We start from the raw sequence: 21,115 nt of genomic DNA, 5'->3' as shown, positions 1-21,115 counted from the left end.
GTGTCAGTGCGAATTCCGGTATTTCGCTAATGTTTCGCTCTACCATCCCCCTGTGGCATATCCGGGACCGGGGGAGCGGATCCCCCCTGGCCAGTTCGTGCAGGCCGCCTCGCCGCTGGGGCGGTCCCCGCAGGGAGGCGCTCGGCCGCAGGCGGCGGCCGAGCCGGTGGTGGTCGACGTGGGGGCCGGTTCCAAGGCCAAGGCCGTCGCGGCCGCCGTCGTCGCCGGGACGCTCGGCGTGGTCACGGTGGCGTCCGCGCTGACCGGGCAGGTCGACGGCGGACCCGCCACGACCGTCGTCGCCGGAGTCCTCGGCGTGGTGTTCATCGCCCTCGGGCTGCTCCCGCTGCTCGCCTGGCGCAAGATCACCCGGCCGCGCAAGCTGGTCATCGAGCAGGTCGGCATCCGGTGGGACGACCCGCGCGGCACGTCATGGGCGGTCCCCTGGCATGAGCTGTCCGGGGTCGCCGTCTCGCGCACCGTCCAGCGCCGGTTCAAGCTGGACGACTACCTGCTGCCGCGCAAGGTGATGGTCCGGGTCGACCTGTTCCCGGCCGACCCGGGCTTCCGGGTCAGGCACCCCGAGATGGAGCCCCTCTGGGAGTTCCACCGGGTGCAGAATGGCTACCGTCTCCCGCTGGGGTCCGCGCCCAAGCACATCGACCCCATCGACCGGGGGATGCGGGCCCACCGGCCGAACCTCTACCTCGGCGTGCGGGACGAGGGGTTCGTGGTCGGGCTCGTCTGAACCGGCGTCGCGCCCCCGCTCGGGGTGCCCGGGCCCTGCTCGCAGCTGGAGTCCCGCTCCGTGCCGCCGACCTGCGGCAGCTCGTCCACCACCGACGTCTTGAGCCGCGCGGTCAGGGCCAGGACGCTGCCCACCGGCGCGCCCGCGGCCTTGGCGTCGACGACCGTGCCGCGCTCCCCGAGGTACATGGACGTCGCCGGGTCGAAGATGAGCTGGGTGAGGACGCCGTCGCGCGCCCTGCCGACCGCGGTGCCCCGGCGCCCGGCGGCGTCCTCGACGCCCTCGGCCACCTCGACGCCGCCGATCGTCTTGGCCGCGGCCACCAGCGCCTCCCGCTGGGCGCGCGGCAGGTAGCTCTCGCGCACCAGGTCGCCCACCGCCGTGAACGCCTCGTCGTCGGCGCCCACCTTCCCTCCGGGACGCGCGTAGAGGTGCTCGCGCATGCCGGCCTCGTCCGCGGGCAGGGTGCTCACGTAGGCGTAGTCGGTGCGGGAGTCGTCGGGCGTGCCCGGACAGTGCCCGGCGATGTCGTGCCACTGCTCGCCGGGCCATCCCTTCGCGTCCGCGGGGAGCGACTCGCCGGGCCACGGCTTGGACGGCAGCCCCTCGATCGAGAGCAGACCGCGCGCCGTCCCGTCGGCCGACTGCCAGATCTTGCGCTTGGTCCGGTACAGGTAGTGCGTCCCGCCCTGCGGCCCGGCGGAGGAGGCCGTGGACACCGTGGACACTGTGGACATCGTGTACATCGTCTCCGACTCCACCAGGACGAACTGGCCCGGCCGGGGGTGCAGCTCCGTGCCGTCCACGGACGGGGCGAGCGACACCGCGTCGGTCGCGGGCTCGGGTGAGGCGGCGGTGGCGACGGCGGCCGGCCTCGGGACGGGTGCGGGACGCGAGGAGAGGGCGACCCCGACGCCGCCCACCAGGGCGAGGGTCACCCCGAAGGCCGCGGCGGCCTGCCAGCCGGTCCGGGGAACGCCCGTCCGGAAGAGGCGGGGACGGGCGCGCGAACCGTTCGCGGCCTGGGCGAGCAGGCGGCGCCGCGCGCCCTCCCGGGCGCCGGGCCGGTACGGCGGGGCGTCCGGACGGCCGTCCCTGAACGACTGGATCTCGTCAGCCATGCTGGTGCTCCAAGGTGAGGGGGTCGCTGCCACCGAGCGCCCGGCGGAGTTTGACGCGGACGCGATGCAGCCGGGAGCGCACGGTCCCGGCGGGAATGCCGAGGGCCTCGGCGACGTCCTCGTAGCTCAGGTCCGCCCAGGCGACGAGCAGAAGCAGGTCGCGCTCGCGGGCCGACAGCGCGCCCAGCGCCCGCGCCAGCCGCGGCTGGAGCTGCTGTGCGGCCACCCGTTCGTCGCTGCGCTCGTCGAAGGTGCCCGGACGGTCCGCGGCGACCCGCGCGGCGGCGCGCGTGCGCCGGCGTTCGGCCCGCCGGTGCTGCGAGGCCACGTTGGTCGTGATCCCGTACAGCCACGGACGGGCGTCGGGACGCGCGAGGTCGTATCGTGCCCTCTGGCGGAACGCGACCAGGAACGTCTCGGCCACGACGTCCTCCGCCAGTTCGGCCCCGAGACGCCGTGCGGCGTACCGGAACATCTCGTCGGCGTGCCGGTCGAACACCACCGCGAACATCTCGGGCTGCTCCAGCGAACGCGCGATCACGGTCGAGTCGTCGGCAGTGGAGCCCTCGAGCAGTGCCTGGGCACCTATCACGTGCGGTCCTCTTTCGGATTCTCGGTGCTTCCACCCTCTACTTGGCGGCACGAGCATCCTCAGGTCCCACTTTTTCGCCGTTCTCCGTACGGCGACACCCCTTCGGCTCTTACGGGGCGTGAGCGTGGAGATCTACCTGCGCGCCCGCCAGGCCCTCCGGTGAGAGCGGCGACCTGACGGGCTTTCGATGACCGTTCGGACGGGTCAGCCGGTCGTGGCGGCGAGGTAGCGGGAGAACTCCTCCAGCGAGATGCGCCCGTCGCCGTCCAGGTCGAGCTTCTGGACCGCCGCGTCGGCGGCCTCCTGGGACACGGGCTGGCCGAGCACGTCCATCAGCCGCAGCAGTTCCCCGGCCGAGATGAGCCCGTCCTTGTCGACGTCTACCAGGTCGAAGGTCACCGCGTAATCGCTCATAGCCACTCCTCGCGAGTTAGGTCGTCCAGCACCTTAGTGCGCCAACTGCCACCATTTCGGGATTTCATTCACTTACGTCACCTGCGGCGCCGTGCCGCGTCCGCGCGCCGTACCAGGGCGGGCACGGACGTCCGTCCGGGATTGCCGTGCCGCAGATGGGTATGTGGGGTTGGTGAGAGTTGGTGAGAAGAAGGGAGCGCTGATGGCCGCCGAGCGTGACCAGGCCCGGCTACGGGAAGAGCTCGACATGGTCGAGGAAGACCTGGTGAAGCTCCGCGAGACCGTGGCCGAGCTGCGCGGGACCGTCGGAAGCAGTGCCGAGGCCCCGACCGACGCGGCCGAGGTCTCCATGCTGATCGCCATGGCCGACGAGCAGGAACAGCTCATGAACACGCTGGAGGCCCGCCGCGAGGACCTGCGCCGCCGCCTGGGCGAGCAGCCCTGAGAGCGGTGAGGCCGCCCTCCCGGAGGAAGGCGGCCTCGGACGGCCGTGGCCCGGGCGCGGTCGGCCGCAGTGTTCCAGGCGCGGTCGGCCGCGGTGTTCCAGGCGCGGTCAGCCGCAGTGTTCGAAGGGGCTGTCGTAGGTGGACGAACCGGCTTTGCCGCCCCACTTCACGCACTTGTCGGCCGCCGAAGCGCGCACCGGGCCCGCGTAGTAGGCGAAGTCGCCCGAGTCGGTGATCCTCGTCGATCCCTGCACCTCCAGGTACGCCGAGGTGGCCGTGGCCGTGCCGAGCGAGGTGCTCTTGATCGTGGCCACGCAGTTGCGGCCGCTGGAGGTGTCGTACAGCAGGTACACCGTCCCCGACGTGCCGAGCGCCGCCGAGTCGATCACGCTGTAGCCGGTGCCGCACACCTGCTCCGGGGTGTACGGATTGCCGCCTGAGCCCCCGGTGACGTACTGCATGTACTTGGTCCAGTTCCAGTTGGGCCCCGGGTCGGTGTGGTCGGTCCCGGGGACCTGGGCGTGGCCGATGATGTGCGTGCGGTCCTTCGGGATGCCGTACTTGTCGGCGACGTAGCGGGTCAGCGCCGCCGACGAGCGGTACATCGCGTCGGTGAACCAGCTCGCGTCGTTGACGTACCCCTCGTGCTCGATCCCGACGGAACGGTCGTTGTAGACGGTCGCGTGGTAGGCGACGTCCTTCTCGCGGACCATCTGCGTGATGTCGCCGTCCGACGACCGCACCAGGTAGTGCGCCGAGACCTTGGCGCTCGGGTTCTGGAACCAGGAGATCGTCCCGGCGTACGAGCCCTGCATCACGTGGATGACGATGCGGTCGATCGTGCTCGCGCCCCGGCTGCCGACCCGGTAGTTACTGGTACTGGCCGCCGCCCAGTGGGCGCTCGGGTAGTCCGCGGCGGCCGCGAGACGCGGAGCGTTCAGGTCGGGCGCGTCGGCGTACGCGCCCCGGTCGGGGTCCACGGTCCTGGCCTGCACGTCCACCGTCTCGCCGCGGGGCGTGACGGTGTGGATGCCGGCGCCGAGCAGGTCGTACACGGTGTCGGCGTAGAGCCGGGCGGAGGAGGGGTTCGCGGCCCCGCCGTACCTGGCCACGGCCGAGTACCACCTGCCGATGTCCCGGCGGTCGGCGGCGCGCAGGCCCAGCCCGTCCGCCTCGGCGCGCAGCACCGCGGCGCCGCCGGCGATGTTGGCCGCGCTGTCGGACCGCACCGCCGCGACCGGCCTGCCGGTGAGCGCGGCGGCCTGCTCCAAAGTGTGGCGCGTCGGATTGGTGACCAGGTGCATCACGCCGTACCCGCCGCTCGCGCTGGGCGCGCCGTCGTGCCCGTCGAGGTGGGTCTCTGCGTAGGCCAGCGCGACGAGCAGATCGCGCGGCACCTCGTACCTCGCCGCCGCGCCGCTGAACGCGCCGCCCAAGGGGTCGGCCGGTGCGGCCGGGGCGGCGTTCGCCGGTGCGCCGAACAGGCAGACGGGAGCCGCGAGCAGACCGGCCAGCGCCACCGCCAGGCGATGTGAGCGGCGGACGCGGAAAGCCATCATGGGTCCTCCTCAACACGGGCGCTCCTGGTGCGAAGCGCCGTGCCGTACAGCGTCCGGAGGACTCATATAAGAAAGCTCCAAAACCCATACATCCGCATGAAACGGATGCGGCCGTACCTCGGGAGCCGAGGGGTCAGTGGCCGGTGGGGGTGAGCGGGCGTTCGCGGGAGACGGGGCCCGTCTCGGCGGGTCTCCCCTCGTCACGGCGGAGCGCGTTGAGGGCGAGCACCAGCGCCGCCCCGTACGTCACGTGCGCGGCGGCCAGGACGGCCTGCCGGTCCGGCCGGTCGCGGTGGGCGGGCGGCATGGCGCCGAGGCCCGGCACCCACCCCTGGTAGCTGACCAGCCAGATCGCCAGCCCGTACGCCATGCCCTCCGCCACGCGGGGACGGCGCCGCCGGAACGGGATCGCGAACAGCCCGCCGGCGGTGGCGCCGAAGCCGACGTGCGCGACCGTCGCCAGCACGTTCTCGCCCGGCTTGGGCCGGTGTTTCGAGCCGGGCAGCACCGCTCGGACGATGTGCTTGGGCGGCGGCTTCCACGACCGCCCGGCCCGGCTCCCGGTCATCATGACGACAGTGTGGGCGGCGGTCGCGATCGTGCCGCTGACGGCGCCTTTGACGAGGTCACGGATCATTGCCGCTACCTGCCCTCACGGCCGGTCCCGAAAACGGGCGGCCCGCGCGGCCGGGGAACGGCCGCGAGCCGGCGTCGCGGCCGGAGAGGGTGAGCACCCCGTCGTTCTCGGTCAAGGGATGGCCGAGTCGGCGTCGTGGCCGGAGACGGCGAGGACGCCGTCGATCTCGGTCAGCGTGGCCGTCAGCTCCGCGACCGGCCCCGGTCCGTGCACGCTGAGCCACAGCGTCACCGCGGGAGGGTCCTTCTCGGCGCGCTGGTCGACCGACACCTCGCTCATGGTGAACCCCTGACCGCTGCACACCTCCAGCACCCGCCGCAGCACCCCGCGGCCCGGCAGGTACGAAAGGTGGACGCGCGACGGCGCGTACTTGGAACGGGGCAGCATGTCCGAGACCGGGGCCAGCACGAAGACCGCGATGAAATGGCCGATGGTGACGATGATCGCCAGCAGCCACAGCCCCGCCCCGGACGCCATGCCGACGGCGGCGGTCAGCCAGATCGTCGCGGCCGTGGTGAGGCCGCGCACGGCGTCCCGCCTGATGAAGATCAGCCCCGCGCCGATGAAGCCGATGCCCGACACGATCTGCGCGGCCACGCGGGACGGGTCCAGATTCACGTTGTGCCCGAGGACGTCCTGGAAGCCGTACTTGGACACCAGCATGATCAGGGCGGCGGCGAACCCGACGAGGATGTGCGTGCGCAGGCCCGCGCTCTTCTGGCGGATCTCGCGCTCGACCCCGATGGCCGCCGACAGGACGAACGCCAGGGCGAGCTCCCCGACCTGTGTCCAGCCCTGCCCGGGAAGGCCGCCGAGATATGCCGCCACCATTCGACCAGATTAGAACAGTCCCGCCCTCCCACCACGAGAGCACGCCGCACGTCTGCGCAGGTCAGCGCGGTTGTTCGTCCGGAGGGGGAGCCGCGCGGGCGGCGGCGAGCGCGTCGGCGACCACGCGGGGGGCCTCGGCCAGCGACGGGCCGTACCAGGTGAGGTGCCGGCCGCTGACCAGCGCGGCGGGGACGCCGGGGAAGAAGCCCGGCCCGTCGCCGGGGGTGAACCGGTACGGCTCGTCCGGCAGGACCACCAGGTCGGGACGGGCGTCCAGCAACTCGGGAAGGGGGATGCGCGGGTAGCGCTCGGCGTGACCGGCGTAGATGTTGCGCACGCCCAGGCGCATCAGCAGGTCCCCGGCGAAGGTGTCCCGCCCCACCACCATCCACGGTTTCCGCCACACCGGGATCACCGCCCGCCGCACCTCTCCGGCGGCGCCCGTCGAGCCCGCGACGCCCGTGCCACCATCCGGCCCGGGACGGGTGCCGGTGCCGGTGTTCCAGGCTCGTTCGGCGGCGGAGAGCCAGGCGGGCTCGGGCAGCCCAAGGGCGGTGACCAGCAGCCGGCGCAGAGAGGCGAACGCGTCGTCGAGCGTGCGGACGACCGTGACCCAGACGGGCACGCCCGCCGCGCGCAGCGCGTCCAGGTCGGGGACGCGGTTCTCCTCCTCGTTCGCCACGACCAGGTCCGGACGCAGCGCCACGATGGCGTCCACGTCGGGGTTCTTGGTGCCGCGCACCCGGGTCACCTGGAGATCGGCGGGGTGCGAGCACCAGTCGGTCGCGCCGGCGAGCAGCCCTGGAGCCGTCGCCGCGACCGATTCGGTCAGCGAGGGGACCAGGGACACCACCCGGCGCACCCGACCCGGGACCGGCACGGCGAGGCCGAGATCGTCGTGGAGGAGTCTCATGTCCCGGCCCCTTCTCCCGCCCGTCGCGCGGCGTGCGCCCACTGCGCCTCGCGGACCGCCGGGTCGAGCAGGGCGCAGTCGTCGCACATCCCGCCGCCGGGGACGCGGTAGTACAGGCAGCAGCTCACCCGCACGAAGGAGTACCAGCCGGGCGCGGGCTCGGCGAGGCGCCCGGTGTCGGCCAGCACGCCGAGCCCGAGCACCTCGCGCACGAACCGCGCGGCGCGCGGGCCGAGGTCCGGTCGCGCGACGGGGAGGGTGCGCAACGTCCCGGCGAGCGAAGAGGCGGCGTTCCCCCACAGGAGCGGCACGGAGACCCCGGCGATCTCGCGGACGGCGCCCAGCAGGGGTTCCAGCAACTCGGTCACGACCACCCGATAAGCCACCTCGGCCGCCCCTCCTGCGCCCTGCGACCTGCCCCCGCCCTCCGGTCCGCCAGCGCCCTCCGGTCCGTCAGCGCCCTCCGGTCCGCCAGCGCCCTGCGACCCGACGCCGCCCTGCGACTCGGCCCCGCCTTCGGGGAGGGTGCCGCAGGAGAAGGTCCCGCCGGCCGGCACATCTCGCGTCGACGAGTCCCCGCCGACCGGCAGGGCCTCCCTGAAGGAGCCCCCCTCGTCCGGCAGGACGACCCAGTGGGATGTGACGGCGGCGCGTAGCGGCAGGGGGCCGGTGGGAGCCGGGCGCCAGTGGATGTCCGACGGAGCCTCGGCCGGGATCAGGCCGCGTGCGGCGACTGCGCCGACGATCGGCGACCACAGCCGTGCCGCGAGCCCCTGGAACAGGATGGAGGCGGCGACGCGGATCTCCTCGGCGCCGAGCCGCCGCTGGTAATCCTCGATCTTCGCGCGCAGCGCTCCGGTGTCCGTCACGAGCTCACTCAGCGGACGCCAGCCCCCGTCCTCCCCGAAGCCGGAGCCGGAGCCGGAGCCGAGGTCGAAGCGGACGCCTGACCCGGAGCCCGAGCCCGAGCCGCGGTCCGAGCCGGGGTTGCGGTTAGAGCCGGGCTCGCGGTCAGAGCCGGGCTCGCGGTTAGAGCCGGGGTCGCGGTCACAGCCGGAGTCAGGGCCGGGGGAGATGGCGTAGTACGGACCGATGGCCGAGAGTTCGGCGAGGGTCTCGGCGACGAGACCTGGATCCGCCCGCACACCCCTCACCCCCGGTCCGCTTCGGTACGCCTGACCCGGTCAATCCTCGCATCAGGCCCAGTCCGAACGTACCCGTCCGGTAAGCGGCGCGGGCCGGTGGCCGGGCCGGCCGGATGTTACCAACAAGTCAGTAACTTGTGGTGTGAGGTTGTCAACCGGCCGGGACGGGCCGACAGTCTGAGCAACAGCCGATCGGGGGATCACCCCAGGAGCCAGCTTGGACATCCGCCGCCGCACCCTCGTCCTCCTGTCCGCAGTAGCGTTCGTCTTCCTCCCCGCCCTCGCCGTGGCGCTCCCGTCCCCGGCCCTCGCCGCGGCCCCGCCGGTCCCCGGTTCGATGGCCTCGATGGGCGACTCCATCACGCGCGGCTTCAACGCCTGCGGCTTCTACCTGGACTGCACCTCCCGGTCGTGGTCCACCGGGTCCAGCAGCTCGGTCAACAGCCACTACCTGCGCCTCAGAGCCGCCAACCCGTCCCTGGTCGCCCACAACGACGCCAAGTCCGGCGCCACGGTGGCCGACTTCGAGACGAGGTTCCGCGCCACCATCGACACCCTCTCCACCGGGCTGCCCGAGGCGTCGATCTTCGTCGCGAGCGTGCCGGACCTTAAGCGGCTGTGGGAGGTCGGCAAGGGCAACCTCGCCGCGCGCACCGCGTGGGCCGCACTGGACATCTGCCAGTCGATGCTCGCCCGTCCCCGCTCGACCGACGCGGCCGACGCCGCCCGGCGCGACCGGGTGCGCCAGCGCGTCGCCGACTACAACACGGTGCTGTCGACGGTGTGCGCCGAGCGGCCCGCCTGCCGGTACGACGGTGGGGCCGTCTTCGGGTACCCGTTCGCGCTCGCGGACCTCAGCACGTGGGACTATTTCCACCCCAACACCAACGGCCAGAAGGTGCTCGCCGAGGTCACCTACGCGGCCTCCTTCGGCCTGGCCTCCCCGGATTCCCTCGATGACCGTTAGCGCGGTGACCACAAAGGTGCTCGGGGAGGTCTCCTATGCGGTGTCCTTCGGCTTGGCCTCCCCGGACTCTCTCGATGACCGTTAGCGCGGTGACCACAAAGGTGCTCGGGGAGGTCTCCTGTGCGGTGTCCTTCGGGCTGGCTTCCCCGGATTCCCTCGATGACCGCTAGCGCGGTGACGTTGACCGGCGCGGCTCTCCACCCCGGCCATGTGCTGCAGTGATCGGCGCCGGGTCGGCGGGTCGTGGTACGGCGATGCCGGCGCCTGCTACGGCGCCAGAGCCGGTGAAGGTACGTGGACAGCGCATTAGCGCGCCGTTGAATCCTTCGGACCCGATCAGGGGGCCCGGGCTCGGCATGGGTCAGGGGACCAGGTAGGCGGTGTCCCTGACGTCGGTGATGGCCATGTGGCCAGGCGCGTGCCCGATGGCGAACGGCGGGCGCGAGCGCATGACCGCCGCCTGCGGGGTCACCCCGCAGGCCCAGAACACCGGGATCTCTCCCGCCCGCACCTCGACCGGCTCGCCGAAGTCGGGCCGGTCGAGGTCGCGCACGCCCAGCGCGCCGGGGTCGCCGACGTGGACGGGAGCACCGTGCACGGCCGGGTAGCGGGACGTGACCCGCACCGCCGTCGCGACCAGGTGCGCGGGCACCGGGCGCATGGACACGACCATGGGCCCGGACAGCCCGCCCGCGGGCCGGCAGTCGCGGTTCGTGCGGTACATCGGCACGTTCGTCCTGCTCTCCAGGTGCCGCACGGGCACCCCCGCCTCCAGCAGCGCGGCCTCGAAGGTGAAGCTGCAGCCGATGAGGAAGCAGACCAGGTCGTCGCGCCAGTACGCGGTCACGTCCGGCACCTCGGCGACCTGCTCGCCGTTCTCGTACACCCGGTAGGCGGGCAGGTCGGTGCGCAGGTCGCCGTCGAAGACGGAAGCGGCGACCTCGCCCGGCTCGGTGACGTCCAGCACGGGGCACGGGCGCGGGTTGCGCTGGGCGAACAGCAGAAAGTCGTACGCGCGGTCCCGGGGGAGCGCCAGCAGGTTGGCCTGCGTCCAGCCGGCCGACCAGCCGGACGTGGGCGTCACCAGCCCTTCGCGGAACAGCGACCGGGCCTCGCGGGGCGTCAACAGAGCGGGATCCAGCATGCCTTCGTCTCCTTCCTCGCGCCTCATGGGCGAGCCTCGTGCTTCATGGACGGCTCTCGTTTGTCACGGGTGGGCTTCGTGCCTCATGGGCGGCTCTCGCGCTTCATGGGCGTGCTTCGCGCTTCATGAGCGGCTCTCGTGCCTCATGGGCGGGCCTCGTGCGTCACGCGCGCGCCAGGCGGAACCGGACGCGCTGGCCGGGGCGGACCTGCGCCGCGCGGTCCACGTCGGACGTGCGGACCACCGCGATCACCGGGTACCCGCCCGTGACGGGGTGGTCGGCCAGGAACAGCGTCGGCTGCCCCGAAGGCGGCACCTGCAGCGCGCCCGGCACCATGCCCTCGGGCGGAAGCTCGCCCTCCCGCACCCGCTCCAGGCACGGTCCGCGCAGCCGCATGCCGACCCGGTTGCTGTCGACGGTCACCTCGTACGGCTCGGCGCACAGCGCCTGGAGCGCTCCGGGGGCGAACCAGTCGTCCCGGGGTCCGGGCAGGACGGAAAGGACGGGCTCCCCGGCGTACAGGGGGGTCACCGGGGCGAGGTCCACGATCGGGAACCTCTCCGGCGGGGGCCCCACCGGCAGCGCCGAGCCGCGCGCCGGCCGGTCGGGGCCGACCCCGGCCATGATGTCGGTCGCCCGGGACCCGAGTACCTCCGGCACGTCCAGCCCGCCCCGCACCGCCAGGTACGTGCGCAGGCCGCGCCGGGGCACGCCGAGCCGTAGCGTGGCTCCGTCGGGCAGCCGTTCGACGGCCTGGTGGCCGGCTCCCCGCGCCCGGCCGGCGGCGTCGGTGACGGTCGCCGGGCACGGCGCCCCGCTCAACGCGATCGTCAGGTCGCCGTGGGCGCGCACCTGGAGCCCGCCCAGGGTGACCTCCAGCGCGGCGGCGCCCTCGGGGTTGGCCAGCAGACGGTTCGCCAGGCGCAGCGCCGCCCGGTCGGCCGCGCCGGACCGTCCCACGCCGAGGTCGCCGCGGCCCGGACGCCCGAGATCCTGCACGGTCGTGAGCGGCCCGGTGGCCAGCACCTCCAGCCAGCCCGGCCGCTCCGCCTCACCCATGACGGACCTCCCCGCGGCCGGGGGCGACCTCGGTCTGTATCTCGGTCGCGGTCTCGGGCATGGTCCCGGTCGCGGTCTCGGGCATGGTCCCGGTCGCGGTCCCGGGCATGGTCCCGGTCGCGGTCCCGGGCGTGGTCTCGGTGAAGCGCACGCGCATGCCGGGGCGCAGGAGGGCGGGCGGGTCGGCGGCGAGGTCCCACACGGAGAGCGGCGTGCGGCCGATGAGCCGCCAGCCGCCGGGCGACTCGCGCGGGTAGACCGCGCTGTACCCGGCCGCCAGCGCCACCGCCCCGGCGGGGACCCGCACCCGCGACTCGGTGCGGCGCGGCACCCGCAGCCGCGGGTCGCCGCCGACCAGGTACCCGAAGCCGGGGGTGAAGCCGGAGAAGGCCACCGTCCACGGCGTCCCGGTGTGCGCCTGGACCACCTCGCGTTCCGAGAGCCCGGTCAGGGCCGCCACGTCGGCGAGGTCGGCGCCGTCGTAGACGACCGGGACGGTCACCTCCCCGCTCGTCGCGCGCCGGCCGGCGGCCGGACGGGCACGCAGGATCGCCGACTCGACCGGTTCGCGGCGCCGGGGCCCGTCGAAGCGGACCAGCAGCGTCCCGGCCGCCGGGAGCAGGTCGGTCACCCCGGGCGGCGGGTCGGCGGCGAGTGCCTCGTACAGGGCCAGGACCTCCTCGACCCCGTCCAGCTCGACCAGGACGGCGCTGTCCCCGCACCTGCGCAGGCGCGGGCTCATGGCGCCCGGTTCCCGATGAAGGGCGCCACCTCGACGCCGCCCGCGGCCAGCGCGGCCCGTACCCGCCGGGCCATGGCGACCGCGCCGGGGGTGTCGCCGTGCACGCAGATCGACGCGGCCGTGACCGTCAGCGGCGTGCCGTCGATCGCGGTGATCGGCTCGCCGCGCGCCATGCGCAGACAGCGTTCGGCCACCTCGCCGGGGTCGTGCAGCACCGCGCCCGGTTCGCCGCGCGGGACCAGGGTGCCCTGGGGGGTGTAGGCCCGGTCGGCGAAGCACTCGGGGACGACGGTCAGGCCCGCCTCCACGGCCAGGCGCAGCCACTGCGAGCCGGGCAGGCCGAGCACCGGCAGCCCGGGATCGTAGGCGCGGACGGCCGCGACGACCGCGGCCGCCTGCTCCTCATGGTGGACGATCGCGTTGTACAGGGCGCCGTGCGGCTTGACGTAGCTCACCCGCGTCCCGGCCAGCCGGGCGAACGCGTCCAGGGCCCCGATCTGGTACACGATCTCGTCGGTCAGCGTCTCGGGCGGCACGTCGATGAAGCGCCGCCCGAAGCCGGCCAGGTCGCGGTAGCTCACCTGGGCGCCGATCGCGACGCCGAGCGCGGACGCGGTCGCGCACGTGCGCCGCATGATCGTCGGGTCGCCCGCGTGGAAGCCGCAGGCCACGTTGGCGCTGGTGACGACCGACAGCAGCGCTTCGTCGTCGCCGAGGCTCCAGCGGCCGAACCCCTCACCGAGGTCGGAGTTGAGGTCGACGGTCGTGACCGGGCCTGGGCGGCCGGCCGTCGCGATCGGGCCTGACACGATGGGCTCCCAATTGACTCGTGCGGGTGGGTCAGGAAAGGCGCCGGGCCCGGGTCTCGGGCAGTCCCAGCAGGGCCACGACCGCGAGCCCGTACGCCAGCGCGCCGAACGCCATGGCGCCGCCGACGCTGTAGGCGGTCGCGAGGTATCCGATGATCGTGGGGAAGAAGGCGCCGAGGCCGCGGCCGACGTTGTAGGTGAAGCCCTGCCCGGTGCCGCGGATGGCGCTCGGGTACAGCTCGGCCAGGTAGGCCCCGAAGCCGGAGAAGATGGCCGAGGAGCAGAACCCGAGCGGGAAGCCGAGGAACATCACGTACTCGCCGGCCGAGCTCGGAAGCTGTGTGTAGAGCAGGATGAGCGCGCCGCTGAGCACCGAGAAGATGGCGAAGGTCCGCTTGCGTCCGATCTTGTCGGTGAAGTAGCCGCCGGTCAGGTAGCCGCAGAACGCGCCGGTGATGAGGAAGACCAGGTAGCCGCCCGTGCCGATGACCGACAGGCCGCGCTCGGTCTTGAGGTAGGTGGGCACCCAGGTGGCCAGGGTGTAGTAGCCGCCCTGCACGCCGGTGGCGAGCATCGTCGCGAAGACCGTGGTGCGCAGCAGGCCGTCGCCGAAGACGGCGAGCGGTGACACCCGGTCGCCGGTGGCGCGCTGCTCGGTGAAGATCGGCGCGTCGGTGACGTTGCGCCGTACGTAGATCACCGCCAGCGCCGGGAGCGCGCCGGTCCAGAACAGCACCCGCCAGGCCAGGTCTTCGTCCAGGAACTGGAACACCAGCGTGTACACCAGGACGGCGAGGCCCCAGCCGATGGCCCACGAGCTCTGGATGACCGCGACGGCCCGCCCCCGGTGGCGCGCCTGGGCGTACTCGGCGACCAGGATGGCCCCGGCCGCCCACTCGCCGCCGAAGCCGAGGCCCTGCAGAGCGCGGAACCCGAGCAGGGTCTCGTAGTTGGGCGCGATGCCGCACAGCGCGGTGAACAGCGCGTAGACCGAAACGGTGATCATGAGCGTGCGGGCGCGGCCGACCCGGTCGGCGAGCACGCCCGCGATGACGCCGCCGAGCGCGGAGCAGACCAGCGTGGCCGTGGCGAGCAGCCCGGTCTGGGCCGTACCGAGGCCGAAAGTGCCCGCGATGGCCACCAGGCCGAGCGGGAGCACCCAGAAGTCGTAGGAGTCGAGGCTGTAGCCGAGGAAGGCCCCGGCGAACGCCTTGCGGCCCTTGTCGCTGAGCGTGGAGTACCAGGCGAACGCGCCCTTGTGGGGCTGCTCGTCGTGGGGGAGGTATGCGGCTGGTTCCGGCTTGGACGTCGTCATGGCGCACCTCGCTGCCACTCTGCCAGACGGGAGGCGCCACCGGCTCCGGCGGGCCGGAGCGGTGTCCCCGAGCGCCTCATGGCTCTGTGAGCCAATGGATTCAACATAAGGATCGTTCAACGATCTGGCAATAGCCTCGTGCTAGGATTTCACCTCACACCGATGGGATTGAAGGGGCTGAACCGTCGTGACCGATGGTGCCGCGGGGGTCACCGAGCGCCTCGCCGAGGACCGCGCCCTGCTCGGGCGCACCAGCACGGCCGAGCGCGTCGCCGCCATCCTCCGCGAACGCATCACCGAGGGCATGTTCTCGCCCGGCACCCGCCTGTCGGAGGAGTCGATCGGCGCGGCGCTCGGGGTGTCACGCAACACGCTGCGCGAGGCATTCCGTCTGCTGTCCCATGAACGGCTGCTCGTCCACGAACTCAACCGGGGCGTGTTCGTCCGCCGGCTCACCGCCGAGGACGTCGTCGACCTCTACCGCGTCCGGCGCCTGATCGAATGCTCGGCGATCCGCCAGTCCGGCCGCCCCTCCGCCGAGGCGCTCGCCGACCTGCGCGAGGCCGTCGCCGCCGCCGGGCGCGCGGCGTCCGAGCAGCGCTGGGAGGACGTCGGCACCGCCAACATCCGCTTCCACCAGGCGATCGTGCACCTCACCGGCAGTCCCCGCCTGGACGAGACCATGCGCCGCCTGCTCGCCGAGCTACGGCTGAGCTTTCTGGAGATGGCCAACCCCCGCGCCTTCCACGAGCCGTATCTGTGGCGCAACCGCGACATCCTCCAGCTCATCGAGACCGGCGACACCGAGGGCGCCGAACGCGCCCTCAGCGACTACCTCACCGACGCCGAACACCAACTCGTCACCGCCCACACCTGAGCCGAGCTCCCCGCCATCTGGCCCAAGCCGTAATCGGAACACCGCTTACGGAAGCACCAAGAAGCAGGGCCGCCACCACGATGTGCGGCCCGCTCCGCTGTCCGTCGAAATTTGTCTGACACATAGTCGGCTTATATGCGACTTGCGCTGATTGTGCAGTCGGCTAACCGCTCGCCGAAATGATGGTGCCGGGTTTACCATTTTCGGGAATCGGCGCGTGGTGCCATGGTCGTGAGCGTGGCTGGGTGTATCGCCGTAGGTTTCATCATTCGGTGAAGCAGGTGAAGTATGCCCTCCGATCGGGAAATGGACCCTTACGAGTCCCCTCGCGCTCTGTTCGCCTTCGAGCTGCGCCGTCACCGGCAGGCGGCGGAACTGACGCAGCGGCAACTCGGCGAGCGCATCGGCTACTCCGACTCGCTGGTCGCCATGGTCGAGTCGTGCAAGCGGGCACCATCGCGGCAGTTCGCGGAGCTGTGCGACCGGGCCCTCGGGCTGGACGGCACCATGGCCAGGCTGTACGCCGCCACCACCTGGAGGACCGCGCCTGACTACCTCCGGCCCTGGCTGGAGGAGGAACAGGACGCCACCGGCCTGCGCACCTGGCAGCCCACCCTGGTCCCCGGCCTGCTCCAGACCAAGGCGTACGCCCGGGAGATCCTGGCGACCTGGCCGGGCATCGGCGCCGAGGAACTGGAGGAACGCCTGGCGGGGCGCATGGAGCGCCAGACGATGTTCAACGGTGAGATGCCGCCGGATTTCACCGTCGTCATCGACGAGGACGTGATCAGCCACGTGATCGGCGACACTAAGATCATGCGCGAGCAGCTCACGCACCTGCTGGAGATAGCCCGTCATCCCCAGGTGACGCTCCAGGTCGTCCCGTATGCGGCCAGGCCGCATTGCGGCGCGATGGGCGGGTTCATCATCGCCGAACGCAACGGACATCCCTATGCCGCGTACGCGGAGGCTCAGCCAGTCGGTCGCACCTTCGATGACCGTCGACTTATATCCGAATTGATCCGGAGATATGACGCGATCCGGGCGGAGGCCGTACCGTTCAAGCAGTCCCTCCGGCTGATAGAGGAAGCGGTGGATCGAATTGGAGCTTGATCTTCGGAACGCGCGGTGGCGTAAAAGTAGCTTCAGCGGTGACTCGGGAGAATGTGTCGAGGTGGCCTCGGACGTTCCCGGTCTGGTCGGGGTGCGCGACAGCAAGAATCCCGGCGGTGGCGTCCTCGCCTGCGCCCCCGGCGAGTGGTCCGCTTTCCTGGCCGGCGTGAAGGCCGACCGTTTCGACGGCTGATCCCTCCGGAGCGTCCGTCCCCAGGACGAGAGCTCTCAACGACGAGGGCTCTCGTCCGCCGTTCTGGCAGTCCGGCTCTCGTCCCAGTGAGCCTTTCCGCGCAACGATGTGCAGCGCTTCGTGATCGACGACTGTGATCACACCTCGTACGCCTCGCCATCGGTGCTGGCGACCACGACCGTATAGCCGTCGGGGTCCTTGAGCCAGATTTCGCGGTGGCCCGGCCCGTTGCCTTGGCCCTGCGGGGGGTTGCGGTGCGGCGGTCGGACCACCGTGGCTCCGAGGTCGGCTGCGCGTTGGAGTACGCCGTCGAAGTCGCTGACTTCCCCGAACCACACCAGGACGCCGTTGCCGACGTCGCCGCCGACGTCGGTGAACAGGCCGTGGTGGTGCTCGACGCGCCGCTGGTGGAGCTGGAGCACGAGGACGCCGTCGGCGAGCAGGCGTTCGTACTCCGGCCCGCCGTGGTCGCTGCGCAGGCCGAGGAGCTGCTGGTACCAGCGGCTGGATGCCTCGACGTCGCTGACGGCGAGCATCGTCTGGGCCTGGGCGGTGCGGGCCGGCGCGACGACGCCGATCCGGTTGCCCGCGGGGTCGTCGATCTCAGCCAGCCAGCGTTCGCCGCCGTCCGGCTGGGGGCGGCCACGAACCCGGCCACCGGCGGACTCCACCCGTTGCAGCGCGGGATACAACTGGTCGACCCAGACCCAGACGACCGGCCCGGCATCGCGGGCCGGCGTCAGATCGGTGGTCCACTGGCCGATCATCCCGGGTGCTTCGAAGCCGCCGTGCTCGCTGTCGGCAGACCAGCCGAAGGCCGCCTGGTAGAAGGCCGCGGAGCGGGCCACGTCGGTGGCGGGCAGTTGCAGGTAGGCGATGCCGCCCTCGGGCGGGTACTGGCCCATGGCGGGGGTGGGTCGGGTCACGTCGTTCTCCTTCGGTGGTGGACGGATCCGGGGGTGTCGTCGATGAGCAGCCGGCCGGCGGAGCGGGCGAACCAGTCCTGATAGCGCTCGACCGTCCAGCCACGGCGACGGACCAGTCGGTCGAACAGTGCGGGGTCCATCAGGATCCACACGGTGTCGATGGCGTCCTGCCTGCCCAGGCCGGTGCGCAGGGCTGCCTTGGCGGTCAGCCCGTCGACGACCCAGTCGGCGGTGATCTCCCGCTGCGCGATCATCTGCTCGGCGACGTCGGCCAGCCCGGGGTCGGCCGCGGATCCCTCGAACACCGCCAGAACCAGGCCGGCGGAACGCGCCTGGGCCGGGCCGAGCACGCCGGCGACGACATCGAGAAACTCCTCCGCGCCGGCGGCGTTCAGCGCCGCCACCGTCCAGCCGCGTTCCAGCACCGGGACCGCCTCATCATCACCGGCGATCGCGACGTCGATGGCGGCCTTGAGCAGGCGAGCCTTGGTGCCGAACAGCAACTCGACGGTCGGCACTGAGACACCGGCCGCCGCCGCCACGGCGCGCATCGTGGTGCCGGCATATCCCTTCGCCACGAACACCGAGGTCGCGGCCTCGATCACCCGGCGCTCGGTGCGGCGTGCCTGCTCCTCCCGGCGGCTCGAACGATAGGAACGCGCCGGTGCCTGCTCGCCTGGTGGTACTGGTTCCACAGACGACAGAATTGACTATGGCTGCCCCATAGTCAATATCTGACGCAGAGCGACATCGACGCCCCGGTCCTGGGTGAGCGGTATCCACATCAAGGCTCTGCTGGACGATCAAACTCAACGGCTACGGAAAGTCACGAATAATCGCACGGAATGGGCTCAGTGGGCTGATGACGGTCATCGTGCCGGGGCGGTCGGGAGTGGGGGGTGGGTGCGTGGGGCAAGGGGGATCTCATGAGGGTCGTCGTTCTGTCCGACACGCATGCTCCGCGCTTCTGGAAGTCGTGTCCGTCTCGGGTGGCCGATCACCTGCGGGGGGCCGACGTCATCCTGCACGCCGGGGACGTGTGCACGGCCGGCGTCCTGGATGAGTTGGCCGCGTACGCGCCGGTCCACGCGGTGAAGGGCAACAACGACGGCCCGGACGTGGACGCCCCCGAGACGCTGGAACTCGACCTGGACGGACTGCGGGTGGCCATGATCCACGACAGCGGCGCGGCCAAGGGGCGCTGGGCCCGCATGCGCAGGCGCTTCCCGTCCGCCGATCTGGTGGTGTTCGGCCACTCGCACATCCCGCTGGACCACGCCGAGGAAGGGCTGCGCATCTTCAACCCCGGTTCCCCCACCGACCGCCGCCGCCAGCCCCACGGCACCATCGGCGTCCTCCACATCGAAGACGGCCGCCTCCTGACCGCCGACATCATCCCGGTCACCTGACGATGCCCGGCCGCGCCCTCCTCGCCGGGTCGCCGCGCCGCCAGTGGGCTGTCCGTGAACGTGCATCGTGTCGGGCGCCGTAGTCGGCGCCGGCATCGCCGTACCTCGACCCGCCGACCCGGCGCGATCACCTTCAGCACACATGGGGGTGGAGCTCTGCGCCTGGTGAACGTGTGGTCACCGCACCGGATTCAGATCGGCCCCTGGCGGGCCCGCTCGCGGGGATGTCGATGGGTGTGTGTCGCCCGCCGACGTCGGTTCGCTTGGCTTGACTCTGGGAGACCGTGCGCTAGTCGGCGGGGGCGGGTGGGCGGGTGCGCTGGAGGTGGACTATCTGGCGGAAGGCCTGTTTGAAGACGGTGTAGACGTCCTCGCCGACGGCCTCGGCGTGCCGGCGCTCGATGTCGGCGACGATGGCGTCCGACCGTCGCATCTCGTCCAGGCCCAGCGGGGTGGGGACGATGAGCTTGGCCCGCCGGTCCTGCGGGTCGGGCTCGCGGCGCACGTAGCCGAGCTCGACCAGTTCGTCCACCAGTGTGCCGATCACCTGCTTGTGCTGGCCGGACTGCTGTGACAGGTCGGTGGCGCGGCTGCCCTCCTCGTCGAGGTACGCCAGGACGGCGCCGTGCCGGGGCCGCAGGTGGGGGTGGCCGTGCCGGGCGAGGGTCTCGAACATCTCCCGCTGGACGGCGAACAGCATCTGGCCGGCCATGATGCCGAGGTCGGGGTCGGTCTTCTTGCGTTCGCTGCGCCGCATGGGGGCCATCCGTCCATCAACTAGTCACTGAATTTGATAGTCACTGATTCTTACTATATCGTCGAAGTCGCCTGCTCACATCAGGAGACAGCGATGACAACCGTAGAACTGACCAGATTCCATGTGGCGCCCGGTGAGGTGCGCCGCCTGCTCGCGGCCCGTCCGGCGATGCTCGCCGACTTTCGCGCCGACCGCGCCGGCTTCCTCGGCGCCCGGCTGGTGCGCCTGCCCGGCGACGACTGGCTGGACATCGTGCACTGGCGGACCCCCGAGGACTTCGCCGATTCGCGGGCCAAGGGCGCGAACCTGCCCGGCATCAGAGCCTTCTTCGAGGCCATCGACCACGTGGTGTCCGCCGAGGCGGGCACCGCCATTGAAGACGAGGACCAGCCATGACCACCCTGATCACCGGCGCCACCGGGGCCGTCTCCGGCGCGCTCCTGCGCTCCCTGCCCACCACGGACGGCGTCCGCCTGCTCGTGCGCGACCCCGCCCAGGCGCCCGACCTCCCCGGAGCCGAGGTCGTCGTCGGCGACCTGGAGCAGCCCCGCACCCTCGGCCCGGCGTTCGACGGGGCCGACACCGTGTGGCTGCTCACCGCGATGGGCCCGCAGGCCCCGCACGCCTCCATGAACGCCGTCTGGGCCGCCCGTCAGGCGGGGGTGCGCCACATCGTGCGCATGTCCGCCGTCGGAGCCGGCCATGACGCCCCCACCCGCAACGGCCGGCTGCACGCGTTGTCCGACGCCGAGCTGATGGCCTCCGGCCTGCGATGGACCATCATCCGGCCGCACTTCTTCATGCAGAACCTGTTCGGCTCGGTGAACGGCGGCACCCTGTACGGGGGCCTCGGCGACGGGCGGGTCGGCATGATCGACGTGCGGGACATCGGCGACTTCGCCGCCCGCGTCCTCACCGAGCCGCAGTCCCACGAGGGGAAGGTCTACACCCTGACCGGGCCGGCCGGCATCTCGCTCAAGGAGGCCGCCGAGCGGCTCCAGCTCATCTATGGCACGCCGGTCGACTACCACGCGCTGAGCGAGAGGGAGGCCTACGAGGCCATGCTCGGTGCCGGGCTGCCCGACTGGATCGCCGCGGTCAACGCCGAGTACGGCACCGCCTACGCGCGTGGCTGGGGAGACTTCACCACATCGGACTTCCCCGACGTCATGGGGCGGCCCGCCCGGTCGTTCGGCGACTTCGCCCGCGACTACGCCGACCGGATCCGCGGCGCCTGACGAGTCCGACCGGATCCGCGGCGCCTGAGAGTCCGACCGGTTCCGCGGCGCCCGAGGAGTCCGACCGGTTCCGCGGCCCTGAGCCTTTCGCCGGCTGTTCCCCGACGCTCGTCCAGCGGTTCCGTGCTCCCGTCCATCGGTTCCGGGGCATCGATGGGC

25 protein-coding genes are annotated in these 21,115 nt (G+C 72.1%); 9 read left to right on the top strand and 16 right to left on the bottom strand.

Annotated elements, in window-relative coordinates; genetic code table 11:
- The first annotated feature begins 52 nt into the window (after positions 1-52).
- Positions 53-748, top strand: a complete 696-nt coding sequence (locus tag ABZU32_RS14200) for a hypothetical protein (protein ID WP_354921756.1) — start codon at positions 53-55, stop codon at positions 746-748.
- On the opposite strand, the gene ABZU32_RS14195 is transcribed toward ABZU32_RS14200, so the two are convergent.
- The 3 genes from ABZU32_RS14195 to ABZU32_RS14185 all read right to left on the bottom strand — a co-directional run bounded on the left by ABZU32_RS14195 (position 703) and on the right by ABZU32_RS14185 (position 2,875).
- Positions 703-1,869, bottom strand: coding sequence for a CU044_5270 family protein (locus ABZU32_RS14195; protein ID WP_354921753.1), 1,167 nt, complete (start codon positions 1,867-1,869; stop codon positions 703-705). The two genes, ABZU32_RS14200 and ABZU32_RS14195, sit on opposite strands and share 46 nt — an antisense overlap.
- Positions 1,862-2,461, bottom strand: a complete 600-nt coding sequence (locus tag ABZU32_RS14190; RefSeq protein ID WP_354921750.1) for an RNA polymerase sigma factor — start codon at positions 2,459-2,461, stop codon at positions 1,862-1,864. The genes ABZU32_RS14195 and ABZU32_RS14190 overlap by 8 nt, the downstream gene beginning before the upstream one ends.
- Positions 2,462-2,665: 204 nt before the next feature.
- Positions 2,666-2,875, bottom strand: coding sequence for an EF-hand domain-containing protein (locus ABZU32_RS14185; RefSeq protein WP_354845625.1), 210 nt, complete (start codon positions 2,873-2,875; stop codon positions 2,666-2,668).
- 202 nt (positions 2,876-3,077) lie between these two features.
- On the opposite strand from ABZU32_RS14185, the gene ABZU32_RS14180 reads away from it, so the two are divergent.
- Positions 3,078-3,320 carry a hypothetical protein gene (locus ABZU32_RS14180; RefSeq protein WP_354921747.1) on the top strand — a complete coding sequence of 81 codons (243 nt, stop codon included), beginning with the start codon at positions 3,078-3,080 and terminating at the stop codon, positions 3,318-3,320.
- A 108-nt stretch (positions 3,321-3,428) separates the two neighbouring features.
- Here the strand turns inward: ABZU32_RS14180 and ABZU32_RS14175 are convergent, their stop codons facing one another.
- The 5 genes from ABZU32_RS14175 to ABZU32_RS14155 form a co-directional block, all read right to left on the bottom strand.
- On the bottom strand, positions 3,429-4,880 hold the full coding sequence (locus tag ABZU32_RS14175; protein WP_354921744.1) for a peptidoglycan recognition family protein: 1,452 nt from the start codon (positions 4,878-4,880) through the stop codon (positions 3,429-3,431).
- A 133-nt stretch (positions 4,881-5,013) separates the two neighbouring features.
- On the bottom strand, positions 5,014-5,517 hold the full coding sequence (locus tag ABZU32_RS14170) for a DUF6789 family protein (RefSeq protein WP_354921741.1): 504 nt from the start codon (positions 5,515-5,517) through the stop codon (positions 5,014-5,016).
- Positions 5,518-5,628: 111 nt separating this feature from the next.
- Positions 5,629-6,348: an MgtC/SapB family protein gene (locus ABZU32_RS14165; RefSeq protein ID WP_354921738.1), complete on the bottom strand. Its 720-nt coding sequence runs from the start codon at positions 6,346-6,348 to the stop codon at positions 5,629-5,631.
- A 61-nt stretch (positions 6,349-6,409) separates the two neighbouring features.
- Positions 6,410-7,261, bottom strand: coding sequence for a helical backbone metal receptor (locus ABZU32_RS14160; protein WP_354921735.1), 852 nt, complete (start codon positions 7,259-7,261; stop codon positions 6,410-6,412).
- Positions 7,258-8,406, bottom strand: a complete 1,149-nt coding sequence (locus ABZU32_RS14155; RefSeq protein WP_354921732.1) for a (2Fe-2S)-binding protein — start codon at positions 8,404-8,406, stop codon at positions 7,258-7,260. Before ABZU32_RS14155 ends, ABZU32_RS14160 begins: the two co-directional genes overlap by 4 nt.
- A gap of 217 nt (positions 8,407-8,623) precedes the next feature.
- On the opposite strand from ABZU32_RS14155, the gene ABZU32_RS14150 reads away from it, so the two are divergent.
- Positions 8,624-9,373 (top strand): SGNH/GDSL hydrolase family protein, encoded by a 750-nt coding sequence (locus tag ABZU32_RS14150; protein WP_354921729.1) that lies wholly within the window; start codon positions 8,624-8,626, stop codon positions 9,371-9,373.
- 361 nt (positions 9,374-9,734) lie between these two features.
- On the opposite strand, the gene ABZU32_RS14145 is transcribed toward ABZU32_RS14150, so the two are convergent.
- From ABZU32_RS14145 to ABZU32_RS14125, 5 genes are all read right to left on the bottom strand, one after another.
- Entirely contained in the window at positions 9,735-10,517 is a 783-nt protein-coding gene (locus ABZU32_RS14145) for a putative hydro-lyase (protein WP_354921725.1), read from the bottom strand.
- 163 nt (positions 10,518-10,680) lie between these two features.
- Positions 10,681-11,577 carry a biotin-dependent carboxyltransferase family protein gene (locus tag ABZU32_RS14140; RefSeq protein ID WP_354921722.1) on the bottom strand — a complete coding sequence of 299 codons (897 nt, stop codon included), beginning with the start codon at positions 11,575-11,577 and terminating at the stop codon, positions 10,681-10,683.
- Entirely contained in the window at positions 11,570-12,319 is a 750-nt protein-coding gene (locus tag ABZU32_RS14135; protein ID WP_354921719.1) for an allophanate hydrolase subunit 1, read from the bottom strand. The genes ABZU32_RS14140 and ABZU32_RS14135 overlap by 8 nt, the downstream gene beginning before the upstream one ends.
- A complete protein-coding gene (locus tag ABZU32_RS14130; RefSeq protein ID WP_354921716.1) occupies positions 12,316-13,128 on the bottom strand; it encodes a 5-oxoprolinase subunit PxpA in 813 nt (270 codons plus the stop codon). The genes ABZU32_RS14135 and ABZU32_RS14130 overlap by 4 nt, the downstream gene beginning before the upstream one ends.
- A gap of 31 nt (positions 13,129-13,159) precedes the next feature.
- Positions 13,160-14,443, bottom strand: a complete 1,284-nt coding sequence (locus tag ABZU32_RS14125; RefSeq protein WP_354921713.1) for an MFS transporter — start codon at positions 14,441-14,443, stop codon at positions 13,160-13,162.
- A gap of 187 nt (positions 14,444-14,630) precedes the next feature.
- Between ABZU32_RS14125 and ABZU32_RS14120 the strand changes: the two genes are divergently transcribed.
- The 3 genes from ABZU32_RS14120 (at position 14,631) to ABZU32_RS14110 (ending at position 16,626) form a co-directional block, all read left to right on the top strand.
- Positions 14,631-15,320, top strand: coding sequence for a GntR family transcriptional regulator (locus tag ABZU32_RS14120; protein ID WP_354921710.1), 690 nt, complete (start codon positions 14,631-14,633; stop codon positions 15,318-15,320).
- Between the two features lie 306 nt (positions 15,321-15,626).
- Complete coding sequence (locus ABZU32_RS14115) at positions 15,627-16,433, top strand: helix-turn-helix transcriptional regulator (RefSeq protein WP_354921707.1); 807 nt, start codon at positions 15,627-15,629, stop codon at positions 16,431-16,433.
- The gene (locus ABZU32_RS14110) at positions 16,423-16,626 is read left to right on the top strand and encodes a DUF397 domain-containing protein (RefSeq protein ID WP_354921704.1); all 204 of its coding nucleotides are present in this window, start codon (positions 16,423-16,425) and stop codon (positions 16,624-16,626) included. The genes ABZU32_RS14115 and ABZU32_RS14110 overlap by 11 nt, the downstream gene beginning before the upstream one ends.
- Positions 16,627-16,763: 137 nt before the next feature.
- Here the strand turns inward: ABZU32_RS14110 and ABZU32_RS14105 are convergent, their stop codons facing one another.
- Together ABZU32_RS14105 and ABZU32_RS14100 are read right to left on the bottom strand one after the other, a co-directional pair.
- Positions 16,764-17,552, bottom strand: a complete 789-nt coding sequence (locus ABZU32_RS14105) for a VOC family protein (protein WP_354921701.1) — start codon at positions 17,550-17,552, stop codon at positions 16,764-16,766.
- Positions 17,549-18,247, bottom strand: coding sequence for a TetR family transcriptional regulator (locus ABZU32_RS14100; protein ID WP_354921698.1), 699 nt, complete (start codon positions 18,245-18,247; stop codon positions 17,549-17,551). Before ABZU32_RS14100 ends, ABZU32_RS14105 begins: the two co-directional genes overlap by 4 nt.
- 231 nt (positions 18,248-18,478) lie before the next feature.
- Between ABZU32_RS14100 and ABZU32_RS14095 the strand changes: the two genes are divergently transcribed.
- The gene (locus ABZU32_RS14095) at positions 18,479-18,961 is read left to right on the top strand and encodes a metallophosphoesterase family protein (RefSeq protein WP_354921695.1); all 483 of its coding nucleotides are present in this window, start codon (positions 18,479-18,481) and stop codon (positions 18,959-18,961) included.
- Positions 18,962-19,250: 289 nt separating this feature from the next.
- Here ABZU32_RS14095 and ABZU32_RS14090 read toward each other — a convergent pair whose 3' ends face one another.
- Entirely contained in the window at positions 19,251-19,718 is a 468-nt protein-coding gene (locus tag ABZU32_RS14090) for a MarR family transcriptional regulator (RefSeq protein WP_354921693.1), read from the bottom strand.
- A gap of 93 nt (positions 19,719-19,811) precedes the next feature.
- Here ABZU32_RS14090 and ABZU32_RS14085 point away from each other — a divergent pair, with 93 nt between their 5' ends.
- Together ABZU32_RS14085 and ABZU32_RS14080 are read left to right on the top strand one after the other, a co-directional pair.
- Complete coding sequence (locus ABZU32_RS14085; protein ID WP_354921690.1) at positions 19,812-20,114, top strand: hypothetical protein; 303 nt, start codon at positions 19,812-19,814, stop codon at positions 20,112-20,114.
- Entirely contained in the window at positions 20,111-20,956 is an 846-nt protein-coding gene (locus ABZU32_RS14080; protein ID WP_354921687.1) for an SDR family oxidoreductase, read from the top strand. The genes ABZU32_RS14085 and ABZU32_RS14080 overlap by 4 nt, the downstream gene beginning before the upstream one ends.
- The last annotated feature ends 159 nt before the right edge of the window (positions 20,957-21,115 follow it).

It is taken from the genome of Sphaerisporangium sp. NPDC005288 (assembly GCF_040607475.1).
In the GTDB taxonomy this organism is placed as follows: Bacteria; Actinomycetota; Actinomycetes; order Streptosporangiales; family Streptosporangiaceae; genus Sphaerisporangium; species Sphaerisporangium rhizosphaerae.
Note: the sequence above shows the minus strand (reverse complement) of the source record. Positions and strands in the feature narration are given on the sequence as shown.

What these genes read in the sequence shown, in the direction of transcription:
- ABZU32_RS14135 (WP_354921719.1), bottom strand. Translation starts at nt 12,319, where the DNA reads ATGAGCCCGCGCCTGCGCAGGTGCGGGGACAGCGCCGTCCTGGTCGAG.
- ABZU32_RS14195 (WP_354921753.1), bottom strand. Translation starts at nt 1,869, where the DNA reads ATGGCTGACGAGATCCAGTCGTTCAGGGACGGCCGTCCGGACGCCCCG.
- ABZU32_RS14145 (WP_354921725.1), bottom strand. Translation starts at nt 10,517, where the DNA reads ATGCTGGATCCCGCTCTGTTGACGCCCCGCGAGGCCCGGTCGCTGTTC.
- ABZU32_RS14080 (WP_354921687.1), top strand. Translation starts at nt 20,111, where the DNA reads ATGACCACCCTGATCACCGGCGCCACCGGGGCCGTCTCCGGCGCGCTC.
- ABZU32_RS14095 (WP_354921695.1), top strand. Translation starts at nt 18,479, where the DNA reads ATGAGGGTCGTCGTTCTGTCCGACACGCATGCTCCGCGCTTCTGGAAG.
- ABZU32_RS14180 (WP_354921747.1), top strand. Translation starts at nt 3,078, where the DNA reads ATGGCCGCCGAGCGTGACCAGGCCCGGCTACGGGAAGAGCTCGACATG.
- ABZU32_RS14085 (WP_354921690.1), top strand. Translation starts at nt 19,812, where the DNA reads ATGACAACCGTAGAACTGACCAGATTCCATGTGGCGCCCGGTGAGGTG.
- ABZU32_RS14115 (WP_354921707.1), top strand. Translation starts at nt 15,627, where the DNA reads ATGGACCCTTACGAGTCCCCTCGCGCTCTGTTCGCCTTCGAGCTGCGC.
- ABZU32_RS14140 (WP_354921722.1), bottom strand. Translation starts at nt 11,577, where the DNA reads ATGGGTGAGGCGGAGCGGCCGGGCTGGCTGGAGGTGCTGGCCACCGGG.
- ABZU32_RS14125 (WP_354921713.1), bottom strand. Translation starts at nt 14,443, where the DNA reads ATGACGACGTCCAAGCCGGAACCAGCCGCATACCTCCCCCACGACGAG.
- ABZU32_RS14170 (WP_354921741.1), bottom strand. Translation starts at nt 5,517, where the DNA reads ATGATCCGTGACCTCGTCAAAGGCGCCGTCAGCGGCACGATCGCGACC.
- ABZU32_RS14090 (WP_354921693.1), bottom strand. Translation starts at nt 19,718, where the DNA reads ATGCGGCGCAGCGAACGCAAGAAGACCGACCCCGACCTCGGCATCATG.
- ABZU32_RS14160 (WP_354921735.1), bottom strand. Translation starts at nt 7,261, where the DNA reads ATGAGACTCCTCCACGACGATCTCGGCCTCGCCGTGCCGGTCCCGGGT.
- ABZU32_RS14185 (WP_354845625.1), bottom strand. Translation starts at nt 2,875, where the DNA reads ATGAGCGATTACGCGGTGACCTTCGACCTGGTAGACGTCGACAAGGAC.
- ABZU32_RS14175 (WP_354921744.1), bottom strand. Translation starts at nt 4,880, where the DNA reads ATGATGGCTTTCCGCGTCCGCCGCTCACATCGCCTGGCGGTGGCGCTG.
- ABZU32_RS14165 (WP_354921738.1), bottom strand. Translation starts at nt 6,348, where the DNA reads ATGGTGGCGGCATATCTCGGCGGCCTTCCCGGGCAGGGCTGGACACAG.